Source organism: Pediococcus pentosaceus ATCC 25745 (assembly GCF_000014505.1).
Lineage (GTDB): Bacteria > Bacillota > Bacilli > Lactobacillales > Lactobacillaceae > Pediococcus > Pediococcus pentosaceus.
In genome coordinates this window covers 111,266-127,014 of sequence record NC_008525.1, presented here as the reverse complement: position 1 = coordinate 127,014, position 15,749 = coordinate 111,266, and the positions used below count along the sequence as shown (strand labels likewise).

Genomic DNA, 15,749 nt, shown 5'->3' with positions numbered 1-15,749 from the left:
TTATTGGTCCACCTAAAACTGTTCCTTTATTTTTAAAGTTTAAATTTATTGGTTATAGTTGAGACCGCTTTCACTCGTTCTCTATATTCTATCATACTTGCCTACAAATGCCTAATACTTTCAATACTTTTTTTTGAAAGAAATTTACCTGAGCAACCCACAAAAAAGGAGCCAGTATGCTTTTTTATTAATAATGGTACGAAGCCATTCTGGTTACCCCATCTATCTTTTGCGATCGTTGTAGTTCGGTATCATCCATTTCGAAGCTATCGGAGTTGCCCGCTGTCCCAAACAGCGTAATAACTTTCGATGCTAAAACCCACTGTTTTCCAACCTTGAACATTTTTAAATTACTAGATTTCTGATTTACAGCGTGTAAATCACCCACAATATTTTCCTTACCCATTAAAAATATTCCCCCGTTTATATTAAATTTATATGCAACCAAACCTAAACGAAGTAAGCCCGCTTCCCCGGACGTACTTAGTGTTGCTATAAAACACGTTCTTACTTCTGGTATTATAGTATTATTTTTCACAATATTTTGCAAGCGTTTGCCGTAGGAATTTATCGGTCATTTATTTTACCTAACCAAAAAACCACGGGTAAAATTTACCCCCGTGATTTTTACTAACCTGTCCTATTTTTTCAGTGCTTTGGTATAGTCCATATCCTCACCTTTACCGATAACATATAAGGCCTTTTTTCCGACCGCTTTTCGCCACTTATAAATGCTCTGACGACTCACTTTTTCTTTACGCGCAATTTCTGCTCCCGAAAGTTGTTCCACATAACAAGCTTTCAAGAACCGTTTTTCAGCTGGCGTGCAAAGTTTGTAAACCTCTTGGAAAAGTTGATCAGACATTATGCGTTCTACCCACGATGGTTTATGCCCCCATCGGGCTTCTTGTTTCTCATCGTCTTCTAGTTCTACAGCTTGCACGTCTTTTTCCTTTTGTCGGTAACGAATGATGTCCAGCACTCGCCAGTAAACCGCCTGATAGGCGTAGCCGTGGAACTGTCGATCGTTTTCCTGCAAGTCCTGTGGGAAGCGTACGTATGCTTTAGCGTATGCCAAACGAGCCTCCTGCAAAAAATCGTCAAATTCGACTGAGCGAGTGTTAATGTGTAATTTTTTTAATGCGCCGTACACGATTTTTTCGTGGCCGTCTTCTAATAAGTGTTCTAATCCTAGTTTAATTGTTCTTTCATTATTTTCCATTTCTTGAATCTCCTAAAGTGTAGATCCAAGGGCCCTTGGTCAATTATTAATACTACAGAAGTCAAAAACGGTTTTTAAGGTGTAGTTTTTGGTCCAAAACGTGTAGTTCATCCCGAAAAAGGTGTAATTCGTCTTTTTTATTATATTTTAGTTAGAACATGGCATTTTGATGATAGAAAGTAAAAAAACCACGAAATGAGTTATTGCGGTTCTCATTTCATGTTTTTTTACTTAAATTTTATGTGGTCCATCGACCACTTTGGCTTCGTAGAAATCAGCGGCATAACCAAATTGAGCTTGGTACTTAGCACCCACTTTTTCGATTAAATCGGCTACTTGATCCTGTTCAACCAAAGCAATCGCACAGCCACCAAATCCGCCACCAATCATCCGCGCGCCGAGTACCCCGTCATGTTCCCAAGCTTCACTGACTAACAGGTCTAGTTCTGGAACACTCACTTCATAGTCATATTGAAGTGAGATATGGGAAGCATTGATTAAACGACCAAATAGTTTCAAATCGCCGTTATCTAATGCTTTTTTGGCATCCATCGTACGTTGATTTTCAAAGACCGCATGCCGAGCCCGTTTGATTAAAGTTTCGTCTCGAATCAAATAGGTGTATTGGTCAAAGGCAGGGTTGGAGAGGTCTCCTAGCGTGCTGATGTTGAGTTTTCGCTTCAGACAATCTAAGGCTTGTTCACATTCCGCGCGTCGCGTATTGTACTCCGAATTAGCTAACGTATGCGGCTTATTGGTATTCATGATTAATACGATATGCTTTCCTAAGTCCAACGGTGAGTACTCGTATTCCATGGTATTGGCATCTAGGAAGATTGCTTCGTTGCGTTTCCCCATTTTGACCGCAAATTGGTCCATGATGCCTGAATTTACCCCAATATAATTGTTCTCCACCCTTTGTCCCGCCTTCGCCATGACTACGGGGTCGACTTTAAAATTAAATTCGCTACTAAGAATGGTACCCATCAACATTTCAATCGAAGCCGATGACGATAATCCAGCGCCATCTGGCAAATCGCCTTCTAGGTAGAGTTCAAACCCATGATCGTAGTCCGCATGGGCTAAATCCCGAATTTCGCGCATCATTCCTCGAAGATAATTGCTCCACTGGTATTGCGGTTCAAAATCGAGGTGGTTTACATCAAACTCCAACACTCCTACCTCTGGAAAATTACCAGAATACATTCTTACCAGTCCATCCGTTCGGCGTCGATATCCGCCGTACGTCCCTAAACTGATGGCGCATGGAAAGACATGACCTCCATTGTAATCGGTGTGTTCTCCGATTAAATTAATGCGACCGGGTGAAAAATAGACTTCGTACACATCTGTATGAAAAACTTCTTTAAACTTATTTGAAATTGTAGTTTTATCGATGTTCATTTCAGCCTCCATAATTAGTTTCCGAATGAAAGATTTTGAACGACGGGTGGATTAACGGGTGCTCCAGTCGATTGGCGTTTGTTCTCCAAGAATTTGTTCAATTTGGGCTAACTCTTCATCTGAGAAATCAAGATGATCGAGGGCCCGTACATTATCAATCACTTGTTGAGGTCGGCTAGCTCCGATAAGGGCGCAGGCCAAGGCTGGTTCACGAAGATTCCAAGCTAACGCCATTTGAGCTAAGCTTTGTCCTCTTTGTTGAGCGACTTGGTTTAATTTTTCAACGGTCGCTAAGGTTTCTTTAACTTGAACTGGGCTCAAAAATGGAATTGTAGCTTTCTTGGCCCGTGAATCATCAGCAATTCCGCCGAGATACTTATCCGTTAGCAATCCCTGTGACAAGGAACTGAAACCAACAGCGGCTTTTTGTTCCTTTTCTAGCACTGGGAAAAGGTCGGTTTCCGCTTGTCGATTGAACATATTGTAACGTGGTTGGTGAATCACAAATGGTGTATGCAATTCTTTAAAGATGGCTGCCATTGCTGCGGTTTGTTCACCGTTGTAGTTAGAGAGTCCGACATATAAGGTCTTGCCTGCTCGCACTAATTGATCCAAAGCCAAAGCAGTTTCTTCAATGTTAGTTTCTGGATCGGGACGATGGCTGTAGAAGATATCAAAGTAGTCCAAGCCCGTCCGTTTTAAACTCTGATCGGCACTAGCGATAATACTCTTTCGTGATCCCCAGTTACCATAAGGTCCGGGCCACATCACGTAACCTGCTTTGCTAGCAATAATCATCTCGTCACGATAAGCGTGCATGTCAGACTTCATAATCCGACCGAAGTTTTCTTCCGCACTACCGGGTTCGGGACCATAGTTATTAGCCAAATCAAAATACGTAATTCCCAAGTCGAAAGCTTGGTGGATGATTTCTTTTTGGTTTTCTAACGGATCCACACTTCCAAAGTTGTTCCAAAGTCCTAATCCAATTGCGGATAGTTTTAATCCACTATTTCCAATTCGGTTATAAAGCATTTGGTCATAACGTTGTTTATTTGCTTGATACATAAGCACATCTCCTCGAGTTTAGTCATTTAAAGATACCGCTTTCATAGGGTTTTATCAAGGTATTTGCGACCATTACCCTAATTTCGGCTGAATCTTTAGAAATGTGTAACTTATGTTTTTAGTGGCAGTTTTAGTAAAAAAAGCGTAAGCTATTTTATTGAAAAAGGATGAAGGAAGGAATGGATACTATGGTTTCAAATTCGCAAACATATCTAAAAATTTTAGCTGATTTAATTAAAATCAAATCTGTTAACGATCACGAATTAGAAGTTGCAGAATATTTGCAGGATTTATTCCAAGAAAATGGCATTGAGGCAAAAATTCTCCCACTTGAGGGTCAGCGGGCTAATCTAGTTGCCGAAATTGGGGAAGGCGCTCCTGTCTTAGCTGTTTCCGGACACATGGATGTCGTTGATCCTGGAAATTTGGCTGCATGGGATAATGATCCATTTACCATGACTGAAAAAGATGGCAAACTCTTTGGTCGCGGAATTACAGATATGAAGGCTGGTTTAGCAGCTTTAGTAATTGCCATGATTGAATTGAAAAAACAAGGCTTACCCAAAAAAGGTACAATTCGTTTGCTAGCAACTGCCGGAGAAGAGGTTGGTGAAGAAGGTTCCGCCGCCTTTTATCGCGATCATTATATGGAAGACGCAGCGGGCTTGCTAATTGCGGAGCCTTCTACCGTCTACGGTACTGCTTCTGAACAAAAAGGTTCTTTCGATATTAAATTTACTTCTAAAGGTACTTCCGTTCATAGCTCTACTCCTGAAAAAGGTTACAACGCTCTAGTACCGTTGATGCAACTATTGAATGAAGCTAATACCTACTTCGAAACGATTCCAGCCGGAGAGATGGGACCAGTACGTTTCAACATTGACGTTTTGAATGGTGGTAGTCAGATTAATTCCTTACCTGATTTAGCTACCGCTTTGGTCAACGTTCGTACGATTCCAGAATACGATAATAACCAAGTGGCTAAGCAGATTGAAACATTCGTTAAATCTTACAATGCAAATGGAGCTCAAATTAATACAGACTTAATTATGAATGAATTTCCAATTGCTACGAGTCCTTCCAACCAGTTAGTTAAAATTATTCAGTCACTAGGTAAAGAATATGCAGGACGTGATATTGTCGTGGCTGCAAGCCCCGGAATTACCGATGCTTCTAATCTAGCTAAGGATAAGCCGCATGATTTTCCTTTTGCTGTATATGGGCCAGGAGATGGTTCCCAACATCAAGTTAACGAAAGTTTACCTAAACAGATGTATTTAGACTTCATTGAAATCTATCAAAAATTATTTATTGAATTCCTCGAAAAATAATATTACCTACTAAAAAGAATCGTTAGCGATGATGGCTGACGATTCTTTTAATATGTTCTCATTAGGTTATTCGCAATCTAAATGGAACTTAATTTATGCCGGGCTAATTTTAGACACAAAAAAAGAACCTTCCAACGGAAGATTCTTCGATGTGCATGGCAACGTCCTACCCTCGCAGGGGGCGATCCCCCAACTACTCTCGGCGTTAAGAAGCTTGACTTCTGTGTTCGACATGGGAACAGGTATATCCTTCTCACTATCGTCACCACACTCTGTGCTAACTTACGTTATCACTTGAGAAAACTTTTGTTCTCTCAAAACTGAACAATATCTATTTTTTCCTTCGAGATTCAACCACTTCTACTTGGTTAAGTCCTCGACCGATTAGTACTAGTCCGCTCCATGTATCACTACACTTCCACTTCTAGCCTATCTACCTGATCATCTTTCAGGGGTCTTACTTGCCCGAAGGCAATGGGAAATCTAATCTCGAGGTGAGTTTCACACTTAGATGCTTTCAGCGTTTATCTCATCCACACATAGCTACCCAGCGATGCTCCTGGCGGAACAACTGGTACACCAGCGGTGTGTCCATCCCGGTCCTCTCGTACTAAGGACAGCGCCTCTCAAATTTCCTACGCCCGCGACGGATAGGGACCGAACTGTCTCACGACGTTCTGAACCCAGCTCGCGTACCGCTTTAATGGGCGAACAGCCCAACCCTTGGGACCGACTACAGCCCCAGGATGCGATGAGCCGACATCGAGGTGCCAAACCTCCCCGTCGATGTGAACTCTTGGGGGAGATAAGCCTGTTATCCCCAGGGTAGCTTTTATCCGTTGAGCGATGGCCCTTCCATACGGTACCACCGGATCACTAAGCCCGACTTTCGTCCCTGCTCGACCTGTCTGTCTCGCAGTCAAGCTCCCTTCTGCCTTTACACTCTACGAATGATTTCCAACCATTCTGAGGGAACCTTTGGGCGCCTCCGTTACTCTTTAGGAGGCGACCGCCCCAGTCAAACTGCCCACCAGACACTGTCTCCCGCCACGATTAGTGGCGCGGGTTAGAGGGTTCATACAACGAGGGTAGTATCCCACCATTGCCTCCTCCGAAACTAGCGTTCCGGATTCTACGGCTCCTACCTATCCTGTACAAGCTGTACAAACACTCAATATCAAGTTACAGTAAAGCTCCATGGGGTCTTTCCGTCCTGTCGCGGGTAACCCGCATCTTCACGGGTATTATAATTTCACCGAGTCTCTCGTTGAGACAGTGCCCAGATCGTTACGCCTTTCGTGCGGGTCGGAACTTACCCGACAAGGAATTTCGCTACCTTAGGACCGTTATAGTTACGGCCGCCGTTTACTGGGGCTTCAGTTCAGAGCTTCGCTTACGCTAACTCATTCCCTTAACCTTCCAGCACCGGGCAGGCGTCAGCCCCTATACGTCATCTTACGATTTTGCAGAAACCTGTGTTTTTGATAAACAGTCGCCTGGGCCTTTTCACTGCGGCTGATCTTGCGATCAGCACCCCTTCTCCCGAAGTTACGGGGTCATTTTGCCGAGTTCCTTAACGAGAGTTCTCTCGCTCACCTTAGGATACTCTCCTCGACTACCTGTGTCGGTTTGCGGTACGGGTAGCTAAACTCTAACTAGAAGCTTTTCTCGGCAGTGTGACGTCAGGAACTTCGCTACTTAAATTTCGCTCCCCATCACAGCTTGTCCTTAAGAAGTAAAGCATTTGACTCTACTTCAGACTTACTGCTTGGACACCCTTTTCCAGCTGGGTGCTTTCCTTAGCCTACTGCGTCCCTCCATTGTTCAAACAAGTTTAACTAGTACAGGAATATCAACCTGTTATCCATCGCCTACGCCTCTCGGCCTCGGCTTAGGTCCCGACTAACCCTGGGAGGACGAGCCTTCCCCAGGAAACCTTAGTCATACGGTGGATAGGATTCTCACCTATCTTTCGCTACTCATACCGGCATTCTCACTTCTAAGCGCTCCAACAGTCCTCACGGTCTGCCTTCATTGCCCTTAGAACGCTCTCCTATCACGCCACCTAATGGTGGCATCCACAGTCTCGGTAATATGTTTAAGCCCCGGTACATTTTCGGCGCAGAATCACTCGACTAGTGAGCTATTACGCACTCTTTAAATGGTGGCTGCTTCTGAGCCAACATCCTAGTTGTCTATGCAACTCCACATCCTTTTCCACTTAACATATATTTAGGGACCTTAACTGGTGGTCTGGGCTGTTCCCCTTTCGACGATGGATCTTATCACTCACCGTCTGACTCCCGGACATAAATCGATGGCATTCGGAGTTTATCTGAATTCGGTAACCCTTGATGGGCCCCTAGTCCAAACAGTGGCTCTACCTCCACGATCCTAATTCCGAGGCTAGCCCTAAAGCTATTTCGGAGAGAACCAGCTATCTCCAAGTTCGTTTGGAATTTCACCGCTACCCACACCTCATCTCAGCACTTTTCAACGTACACGAGTTCGGTCCTCCAGTGCATTTTACTGCACCTTCAACCTGGACATGGGTAGGTCACTTGGTTTCGGGTCTACATCCGCATACTTATATCGCCCTATTCAGACTCGCTTTCGCTTCGGCTCCGTCTCTTCAACTTAACCTGGCATACGAACGTAACTCGCCGGTTCATTCTACAAAAGGCACGCCATTACCCATTAACGGGCTCTGACTTCTTGTAGGCACATGGTTTCAGGAACTATTTCACTCCCCTTCCGGGGTGCTTTTCACCTTTCCCTCACGGTACTGGTTCACTATCGGTCACTAGGTAGTATTTAGCCTTGGGAGATGGTCCTCCCGGATTCCGACGGAATTTCACGTGCTCCGCCGTACTCAGGATCCTGAACTGAGAGAACTTGATTTAACTTACGGGGCTATCACCCTCTCTGGCGAATCTTCCCAGATTCTTCAGCTATCAAGTTCTTTGGTAACTCAAATGTTCAGTCCTACAACCCCAGGAAGCAAGCTTCCTGGTTTGGGCTCTTCCCGTTTCGCTCGCCGCTACTCAGGGAATCGAATTTTCTTTCTGTTCCTGCGGGTACTGAGATGTTTCAGTTCCCCACGTTTACCTTCACACATCCTATGTATTCAGATGCGGATAATAGTCGATTAAAACTATTGGGTTGCCCCATTCGGAAATCCCCGGATCAAAGCTTACTTACAGCTCCCCGAGGCATATCGGTGTTAGTCCCGTCCTTCATCGGCTCCTAGTACCAAGGCATTCACCATGCGCCCTTCCTAACTTAACCTATCTTTACCTACGGTAAAGTGATTAATTGAGTTTAGCGATTAATCTTTGAACTAATCTTGTTTTATAACTCTTTAAATTACGCGGTTTTCTCTCGGTTTAATTATGATTAACAATTAAAATTAGAAAATTATAGATATTATTCAGTTTTCAAAGAACAAAATTGAGAGTAAACCTCTCAAAACTAAACAAAACTTTGACATAGTGTGGGTTTCCGTTTATTCCTTAGAAAGGAGGTGATCCAGCCGCAGGTTCTCCTACGGCTACCTTGTTACGACTTCACCCTAATCATCTGTCCCACCTTAGACGGCTAGCTCCTAAAAGGTTACCCCACCGGCTTTGGGTGTTACAAACTCTCATGGTGTGACGGGCGGTGTGTACAAGGCCCGGGAACGTATTCACCGCGGCATGCTGATCCGCGATTACTAGCGATTCCGACTTCGTGTAGGCGAGTTGCAGCCTACAGTCCGAACTGAGAATGGTTTTAAGAGATTAGCTTAACCTCGCGGTCTCGCGACTCGTTGTACCATCCATTGTAGCACGTGTGTAGCCCAGGTCATAAGGGGCATGATGATTTGACGTCGTCCCCACCTTCCTCCGGTTTGTCACCGGCAGTCTCACTAGAGTGCCCAACTTAATGCTGGCAACTAGTAATAAGGGTTGCGCTCGTTGCGGGACTTAACCCAACATCTCACGACACGAGCTGACGACAACCATGCACCACCTGTCATTCTGTCCCCGAAGGGAACCTCTAATCTCTTAGACTGTCAGAAGATGTCAAGACCTGGTAAGGTTCTTCGCGTAGCTTCGAATTAAACCACATGCTCCACCGCTTGTGCGGGCCCCCGTCAATTCTTTTGAGTTTCAACCTTGCGGTCGTACTCCCCAGGCGGATTACTTAATGCGTTAGCTGCAGCACTGAAGGGCGGAAACCCTCCAACACTTAGTAATCATCGTTTACGGCATGGACTACCAGGGTATCTAATCCTGTTCGCTACCCATGCTTTCGAGCCTCAGCGTCAGTTGCAGACCAGACAGCCGCCTTCGCCACTGGTGTTCTTCCATATATCTACGCATTTCACCGCTACACATGGAGTTCCACTGTCCTCTTCTGCACTCAAGTCTCCCAGTTTCCAATGCACTTCTTCGGTTGAGCCGAAGGCTTTCACATTAGACTTAAAAGACCGCCTGCGCTCGCTTTACGCCCAATAAATCCGGATAACGCTTGCCACCTACGTATTACCGCGGCTGCTGGCACGTAGTTAGCCGTGGCTTTCTGGTTAAATACCGTCACTGGGTAAACAGTTACTCTTACCCACGTTCTTCTTTAACAACAGAGCTTTACGAGCCGAAACCCTTCTTCACTCACGCGGCGTTGCTCCATCAGACTTGCGTCCATTGTGGAAGATTCCCTACTGCTGCCTCCCGTAGGAGTCTGGGCCGTGTCTCAGTCCCAATGTGGCCGATTACCCTCTCAGGTCGGCTACGTATCACTGCCTTGGTGAGCCTTTACCTCACCAACTAGCTAATACGCCGCGGGTCCATCCAGAAGTGATAGCAGAGCCATCTTTTAAAAGAAAACCATGCGGTTTTCTCTGTTATACGGTATTAGCATCTGTTTCCAGGTGTTATCCCCTACTTCTGGGCAGGTTACCCACGTGTTACTCACCCGTTCGCCACTCACTTCGTGTTAAAATCTCAATCAGTACAAGTACGTCATAATCAATTAACGGAAGTTCGTTCGACTTGCATGTATTAGGCACGCCGCCAGCGTTCATCCTGAGCCAAGATCAAACTCTCATATTAAATGATGAGTCTTTTTCAAGCTCATTAATTGTTTGTTTTGCGAATTGACTTCGCATAATGTTTTCTTACATAATCTTGCGATTTGTAAGACCCTACACTATTGATTGTCAAAATTTTGTTCAGTTTTCAAAGGTCTACTATCGTTATCATATCAACGTTGTTAGCGTTTTTAACAACTTAATTAGTATATCGTGTGGAGATTCAAATGTCAACAACTAATTTTAATTAATTTGAATTAAAATTTGAAAACTTGATGACGTCATCTCTCGCGACAACAGAAATATACTATACACTCGTTTTTAAGGTTCGTCAACACTTTTGCCATATTTATTTTGATTTTTTTCAAAAAAGATTTCCAGCCTTCGTTTTGCACAACAAAAAAAGAGCTCCAACCCCCATACGACGGCGTTTCGTCACCATGTTGGTCTTCACTCTTTTAGTTTTTCTACTATAAATAATTAAAGGTCTTCTGGAATATCATCAATAGGAACCACCGTCATAGCTCCTTGCCGATAAACATTAATGTGATGAATGTCGTGGGCTTTGAGCATATCTAAGGCATCCCGGAAGTGATCTTCATAGTGCGTTGCGTCATGGGCGTCTGACCCAATCGTATAACGCTTGCCCCCTAATTGCTTGTAGATTTCAATTGCGTAATCATACAAACCAATGTTGTGGTATTTGTACATGCTCTTGGTGTTCAATTCAAAGGCCAAGTTATTTTGAATGGCAACTTTAAAGATGTTAGTGAGCAAGACTCCGGCCGTAGTCGAGAATTGACCAGACGTCAAACTCAATCTCCGTACCCCGTAATCGAAGTGAGCTAACACATCGGCGTCATGGAATTCGTTGATTCCCTTCCACATCAACTGGTAATACTGATCCGTCACTTGAAGCGGATCTAAGTGCGAGACCATGTTACTCCCAAAGTCTTTCGTACCATCTTGATGGAAACTTAGTAACTTAATATCGAACGTATGGTGGGCTAAATAGTCTTTAATCTTATCTGCTTGTCCGGCTGACATCCCGATTTCAATTCCTTTATGAACTCGTTTGCCCGTCGCTTTTTTCAAACGTTCAATTTCGGCCACGTATTTAGTGTAGTCTGGAATACTATCATGGTTTTGGACTTCTGGATTGTTAAATTCCAAATGTTCCGTGGAAACAAAGTCCTGTCCGGCCAACTTCATGTAGTCTTCCATCTTTTCATTTGAATCAAACGAAAAGCTTGTATGCACATGCTGGTCATAAATAATCATAATTTTGCCCTCCTCGTTCTAAAATGTATCCGTTCTCTACTACTATTTTAGCATAGCAACGCATTTTAACGCTTGTCTCAACGCTTGGAGAGGATAGGGAAAATAATTTTAATCGAGATCTTCACCGTTTGTACGAATTACTTTTTGATACCAGCCAAAGGAATCTTTCTTAGAACGTTGGAGCGTTCCGTTGCCATCATCATCCTTATCAACATAGATAAAGCCGTAGCGTTTAGACATTTGACCAGTGCCAGCTGAAACGAGGTCGATAAAGCCCCATGGAGTATAACCCATCAAGTTTACGCCATCTAATTCAACTGCTTTTTCCATTTCTTGGATGTGAGCTCGGAGGTAATCCACACGGTATGGATCATGAATTGCCCCGTCACTTTCGACCGTATCGTAAGCCCCTAATCCATTTTCAACAATAAACATTGGTAAGTGGTAGCGGTCGTTTAACCAATTGAGGGAATAACGGAGACCCACTGGATCAATTGGCCAATCCCAATCACTAGTTGCAAGGTATGGATTTTCAACCGTTACGTCTTCTGGAGCTAAGTTTTCATCAATTGACCGACCTTCAGGAAGAGCCACAGTGTTGGAATTGTAGTAACTAAAGCCTACATAATCCACTGTTCCGGCTTTAAGGATTTCACGGTCCGCTTCTGTAATGTCTGGACGGTAACCCTTTTGTTGCAAGTAAGTTTCAACATTTTCTGGATAAACCCCGTTGACATGCACATCGGAGAACCAGTAGCGACGTTGCATTAAACGTTCAGCCAACATGATGTTATTTGGGGCTGCATTGAGCGGATAAAATGGCGTGAAATTAATCATGCAACCGATTTGGAAGTCTGGATTAATTTCATGACCCAACTTAACTGCTTTAGCACTAGCTACTAATTCATAGTGAGCAGCTTGATACATCGCTGCTTCACGATTTTCATCCCCCTTGAAAACTAATCCTGAGTTGGTAGCCATCAAGAAGTCATTATTGTACATACTCTGATTATTGATTTCGTTGAACGTCATCCAATACTTAACCTTATCTTTATAGCGTTTGAAACAAGTTTCAGCGAAACGAACATAAAGATCAATTACGTGACGGTCAGAAAAACCATTGTATTTCTTAACTAAATGATAAGGCATTTCAAAATGTGCCAAGGTAATTACCGGTTCAATCCCATATTTCAAGCATTCATCAAAGAGGTCGTCATAAAATTTCAAACCAGCTTCATTAGGTTCAGCATCATCACCATTAGGAAAGATGCGGGTCCAAGCAATCGAAGTACGGAAAGCTTTTAAGCCTAATTCGGCAAACATTTTAACGTCTTCACGATAATGATGGTAAAAATCGATTCCTTCGTGGTTAGGGTAATTTTCACCCGGCACTACCCCATCGGTAATCTTCCGCGGTACCTTGTTAGCTCCCGCCGTCATCACGTCGGCCATGCTAACCCCTTTACCATCTGCTTGCCATGCTCCTTCTAATTGATGAGCAGCCACAGCGCCGCCCCATAAAAAGTTTTCTGGTAATTTTGTCATTTTCATCCATCCTCTCTTTTAATGAGCTTTTTCTGTAGAAAGCCTTTTCATAGATAAGTTTGAACTATTTTCCATTTTTTGTATAGCTTTCACGGCAAACAAAAAACATATTCCGCAGATAAAACGGAATATGTTTTATTTATTTTGAAGTGATTTACGTTCGGGACTAATCCAAGTCCCAGAACCAAAACCAAAAATCGTTTTAAGAGCCGGTACAAACGTCATGACAACCGTCACGGGATTGACCATCCAGAAAAAGAGCATATAAAGCGGCGCAAAAATAAGGTATTTTAACTTAGCAGCATGATGATCCAAAATTAAAGCCGCTAATAATTGTAAGAACCCGGCCAGTAGCTCAAAGGTCACAAAGATAAACGACATCACGATTCCGTGAAAGACCCGTTCGTAATTCCCCGTCAGTAAGAAAACCAACATGGTAATGATAAAAACAGCGGTGGTAATCATAAAGAAAAATGACCAGATAATGGAAAGGGTTGAGTCAATAAACATCGACATTTGATAACGATGCTTAATCGGATGTAAGAGGAACTTCTTAATATTGGTCAACCACACTTCAGTTCCCCCTTGCGCCCAACGCTTACGTTGGTGATAAAGATCTTTAAGAGATTCGGGGACATTCATGTGAAAGACAATATTAGGAGTAAACCGCGGAATTGCCCCAATCATCTGGTGATCCCAGGCAATACTAATATCTTCGGTCGCCCGATTTTGCCGGAAGCCTCCCACGTCAATCAGAAAACTCTTGCGATACAACGTGTTGGCGCCACTGTAGGCATACATCGAGTCGTTAATTGAAGTTTGACTGCGTTTAATGACCCCAACAATACTCGAAAATTCAACCGTCTGGGCCTTGCCTAAAATCTTCGTGCGGTTTTGAACATCCATATTAGCTGTTACCGCCGAAGTATTCATATCCCGGTCATGCATGAAAAAGTTCATGTACTTCATCAAAGCATCCGGTTCGGGAATCGTATCAGCATCATTACTAAGGATGTATTTCCCTTTTGCAAAATACATTCCAATGTTAAAAGCATGCGCCTTCCCTTTATTTTTCAAGATTTTAATCGTCCGCAGGCGTGGATATTGTTTTCTCAAGCGTGCTAAGATTGCTCCCGTTTGATCCGTCGAGCCATCGTCAGCGACTAAAACTTCAAAATTAGTGTAATTAATTTCGTTAAAAAGATAGGTGATCGTTTCTTCAATCATGACTTCTTCATTATGGGCTGGAATCATGATGGTAATTAATGGTTGGTCCGCAGGTAGAATATTTTCCCAGCCTTCATCCCGTTTATGGGTTTTCAAAAAGCGATACGACAATGAACCTGTAAACCAGAAGAACGCCCCGATTACAGGATATAAACAAAGTATCAAAAGAATAATGTTAATGGTCGTATCAATCAGGGATCCTTTGAAAATACTATCAATAAAGATTGATGACATTTTTGCTCCTTATCCAAGATCGTCTAAATTAGATGCTCGATAAATTTCTTTAATTTCGTCTGTATCCAGATTTTGTTCTGGTTTTACTTCGTAGTACCTGGTATTTTCACGAAATTCCTTACTGCCAAACCGGGCGTCCATAAATGCTTCTAATGTATCTTCCCGTCGACGCTGATTAATTGGATTGTAGGTAGGCCACTGTTCAGCCAGCCGATCCCGCCGCCGATTTTGAATAATCGTCATACTCGTCGCAAACAAGCTCGCCATGACAAATGCAAAGGCCAATAAGATTCCGATAAATTTAATTTCAAAAATCCCTTCACTATAAGACCAGATATGCGGAATCTTGGGATTATAAATCGCCCAAAAGGAAGTGACGGTGATGATGATAGGAACAAACACACACATCCAACCGAAAATGGCGACTAACGTTTGCCATATTTTCAACCACCAGTGTCCTTTTTCAAAATACAAATCTGTATATAGCTGCTGACGTTCTCTTTCGTTTTTCATCCTAAACCTGCTTTCGGTAAACATCCTCCGGCTTGCCAAAAAGATAGCCTTGGCGCGCATCAATCCGGAGCTGCTCCGCTAACGCCTCGTCGGCTTCATTTTCAATTCCCACTAAAACCAATTTAATTTCATTTTCTTGGGCCAACTTATTCCAAAATTGGAGATTAAGATCGAGCCATTCGTTGGGATCTTTCTTTCTAAAACTACTCATGGAAGCCTTTAAAATATCAATTTCGCTTAGTAACCACTCAATATGTTTCAAATCATTTAAAGATGAACCTACATTATTAATCGTGAATTGAACTCCATAGCTACGCCCAATCTGGATTCTTCTTTTAAAAAGACGGCGATTGGTTAGCCGATTCATTTCATGGATTGAAAGTTCAATAGCTAAATTAAGTGGCTCAATTTTCGCAATTGCCCACCGCACAAAGTATTCAAAAGCCGGACTCATAATTTGGTTGTAAGTTAATTTAATAGAAAGGGTTACATGCTCATCGGCTAGAGATTGGAAAGTCGTCTCCAGTAAGCTAATCACGCGTTGCAGTGGTAGGGATTCAAAATCACGTGGCAAAACCCACTGTCCCGCTTCATTTTGCGTGCGCAATAGGCACTCGTAGCCAATGGTATTTCCCTTACGATCAACTTGTTTTTGGATAAAATAACGAAGTGGGATTTCATCATTCCGTAAATAATCGCTCCCCTTATTCCGGGTCCACCAGTAATATCCACCGATAATTCCAATAGTGATAGCCGCCGTCAGCACTGTAATCCACCATAAATATATTTCAAGTTTTTCTAGTGTCATATCGTTAACCTTTCCGTTTATTTTAAAACTAAAAAAAACGATTGG

10 protein-coding genes and 3 rRNA genes are annotated in these 15,749 nt (G+C 43.1%); 1 reads left to right on the top strand and 12 read right to left on the bottom strand.

Annotated elements, in window-relative coordinates; all coding sequences use genetic code 11:
• Positions 1-187: 187 nt before the first annotated feature.
• The 4 genes from PEPE_RS00570 to PEPE_RS00555 all read right to left on the bottom strand — a co-directional run bounded on the left by PEPE_RS00570 (position 188) and on the right by PEPE_RS00555 (position 3,694).
• Positions 188-406 carry a KxYKxGKxW signal peptide domain-containing protein gene (locus tag PEPE_RS00570; RefSeq protein ID WP_002834326.1) on the bottom strand — a complete coding sequence of 73 codons (219 nt, stop codon included), beginning with the start codon at positions 404-406 and terminating at the stop codon, positions 188-190.
• Between the two features lie 234 nt (positions 407-640).
• Entirely contained in the window at positions 641-1,222 is a 582-nt protein-coding gene (locus PEPE_RS00565; protein WP_011672849.1) for a sigma-70 family RNA polymerase sigma factor, read from the bottom strand.
• 231 nt (positions 1,223-1,453) lie between these two features.
• The gene (locus PEPE_RS00560) at positions 1,454-2,620 is read right to left on the bottom strand and encodes a galactokinase (RefSeq protein WP_167522505.1); all 1,167 of its coding nucleotides are present in this window, start codon (positions 2,618-2,620) and stop codon (positions 1,454-1,456) included.
• A 57-nt stretch (positions 2,621-2,677) separates the two neighbouring features.
• Positions 2,678-3,694, bottom strand: a complete 1,017-nt coding sequence (locus tag PEPE_RS00555; RefSeq protein WP_011672847.1) for an aldo/keto reductase — start codon at positions 3,692-3,694, stop codon at positions 2,678-2,680.
• A 188-nt stretch (positions 3,695-3,882) separates the two neighbouring features.
• Here PEPE_RS00555 and PEPE_RS00550 point away from each other — a divergent pair, with 188 nt between their 5' ends.
• Positions 3,883-5,025, top strand: coding sequence for an ArgE/DapE family deacylase (locus tag PEPE_RS00550; protein ID WP_372237466.1), 1,143 nt, complete (start codon positions 3,883-3,885; stop codon positions 5,023-5,025).
• 153 nt (positions 5,026-5,178) lie between these two features.
• Here PEPE_RS00550 and rrf read toward each other — a convergent pair.
• The 8 genes from rrf to PEPE_RS00510 form a co-directional block, all read right to left on the bottom strand.
• A 5S ribosomal RNA gene (gene rrf, locus PEPE_RS00545) occupies positions 5,179-5,295 on the bottom strand.
• A gap of 94 nt (positions 5,296-5,389) precedes the next feature.
• Positions 5,390-8,313: ribosomal RNA gene (locus PEPE_RS00540) — 23S ribosomal RNA — on the bottom strand.
• A gap of 228 nt (positions 8,314-8,541) precedes the next feature.
• Positions 8,542-10,118, bottom strand: a 16S ribosomal RNA gene (locus PEPE_RS00535).
• Together the 16S, 23S and 5S rRNA genes form the textbook arrangement of a ribosomal RNA operon.
• Before the next feature lie 458 nt (positions 10,119-10,576).
• Positions 10,577-11,377: a PHP domain-containing protein gene (locus PEPE_RS00530; protein ID WP_011672845.1), complete on the bottom strand. Its 801-nt coding sequence runs from the start codon at positions 11,375-11,377 to the stop codon at positions 10,577-10,579.
• A gap of 108 nt (positions 11,378-11,485) precedes the next feature.
• On the bottom strand, positions 11,486-12,922 hold the full coding sequence (locus tag PEPE_RS00525) for a 6-phospho-beta-glucosidase (protein ID WP_011672844.1): 1,437 nt from the start codon (positions 12,920-12,922) through the stop codon (positions 11,486-11,488).
• 135 nt (positions 12,923-13,057) lie between these two features.
• A complete protein-coding gene (locus tag PEPE_RS00520) occupies positions 13,058-14,383 on the bottom strand; it encodes a glycosyltransferase (protein ID WP_011672843.1) in 1,326 nt (441 codons plus the stop codon).
• 9 nt (positions 14,384-14,392) lie between these two features.
• Complete coding sequence (locus tag PEPE_RS00515; protein WP_011672842.1) at positions 14,393-14,896, bottom strand: hypothetical protein; 504 nt, start codon at positions 14,894-14,896, stop codon at positions 14,393-14,395.
• Position 14,897: 1 nt separating this feature from the next.
• A complete protein-coding gene (locus PEPE_RS00510) occupies positions 14,898-15,704 on the bottom strand; it encodes an EAL domain-containing protein (protein WP_011672841.1) in 807 nt (268 codons plus the stop codon).
• Positions 15,705-15,749: the final 45 nt, after the last annotated feature.

Bases quoted from the DNA above. Each gene is read 5' to 3' on its own strand.
- PEPE_RS00570 (WP_002834326.1), bottom strand. From the start codon at position 406: ATGGGTAAGGAAAATATTGTGGGTGATTTACACGCTGTAAATCAGAAA.
- PEPE_RS00565 (WP_011672849.1), bottom strand. From the start codon at position 1,222: ATGGAAAATAATGAAAGAACAATTAAACTAGGATTAGAACACTTATTA.
- PEPE_RS00555 (WP_011672847.1), bottom strand. From the start codon at position 3,694: ATGTATCAAGCAAATAAACAACGTTATGACCAAATGCTTTATAACCGA.
- PEPE_RS00550 (WP_372237466.1), top strand. From the start codon at position 3,883: ATGGTTTCAAATTCGCAAACATATCTAAAAATTTTAGCTGATTTAATT.
- PEPE_RS00530 (WP_011672845.1), bottom strand. From the start codon at position 11,377: ATGATTATTTATGACCAGCATGTGCATACAAGCTTTTCGTTTGATTCA.
- PEPE_RS00525 (WP_011672844.1), bottom strand. From the start codon at position 12,922: ATGACAAAATTACCAGAAAACTTTTTATGGGGCGGCGCTGTGGCTGCT.
- PEPE_RS00520 (WP_011672843.1), bottom strand. From the start codon at position 14,383: ATGTCATCAATCTTTATTGATAGTATTTTCAAAGGATCCCTGATTGAT.
- PEPE_RS00515 (WP_011672842.1), bottom strand. From the start codon at position 14,896: ATGAAAAACGAAAGAGAACGTCAGCAGCTATATACAGATTTGTATTTT.
- PEPE_RS00510 (WP_011672841.1), bottom strand. From the start codon at position 15,704: ATGACACTAGAAAAACTTGAAATATATTTATGGTGGATTACAGTGCTG.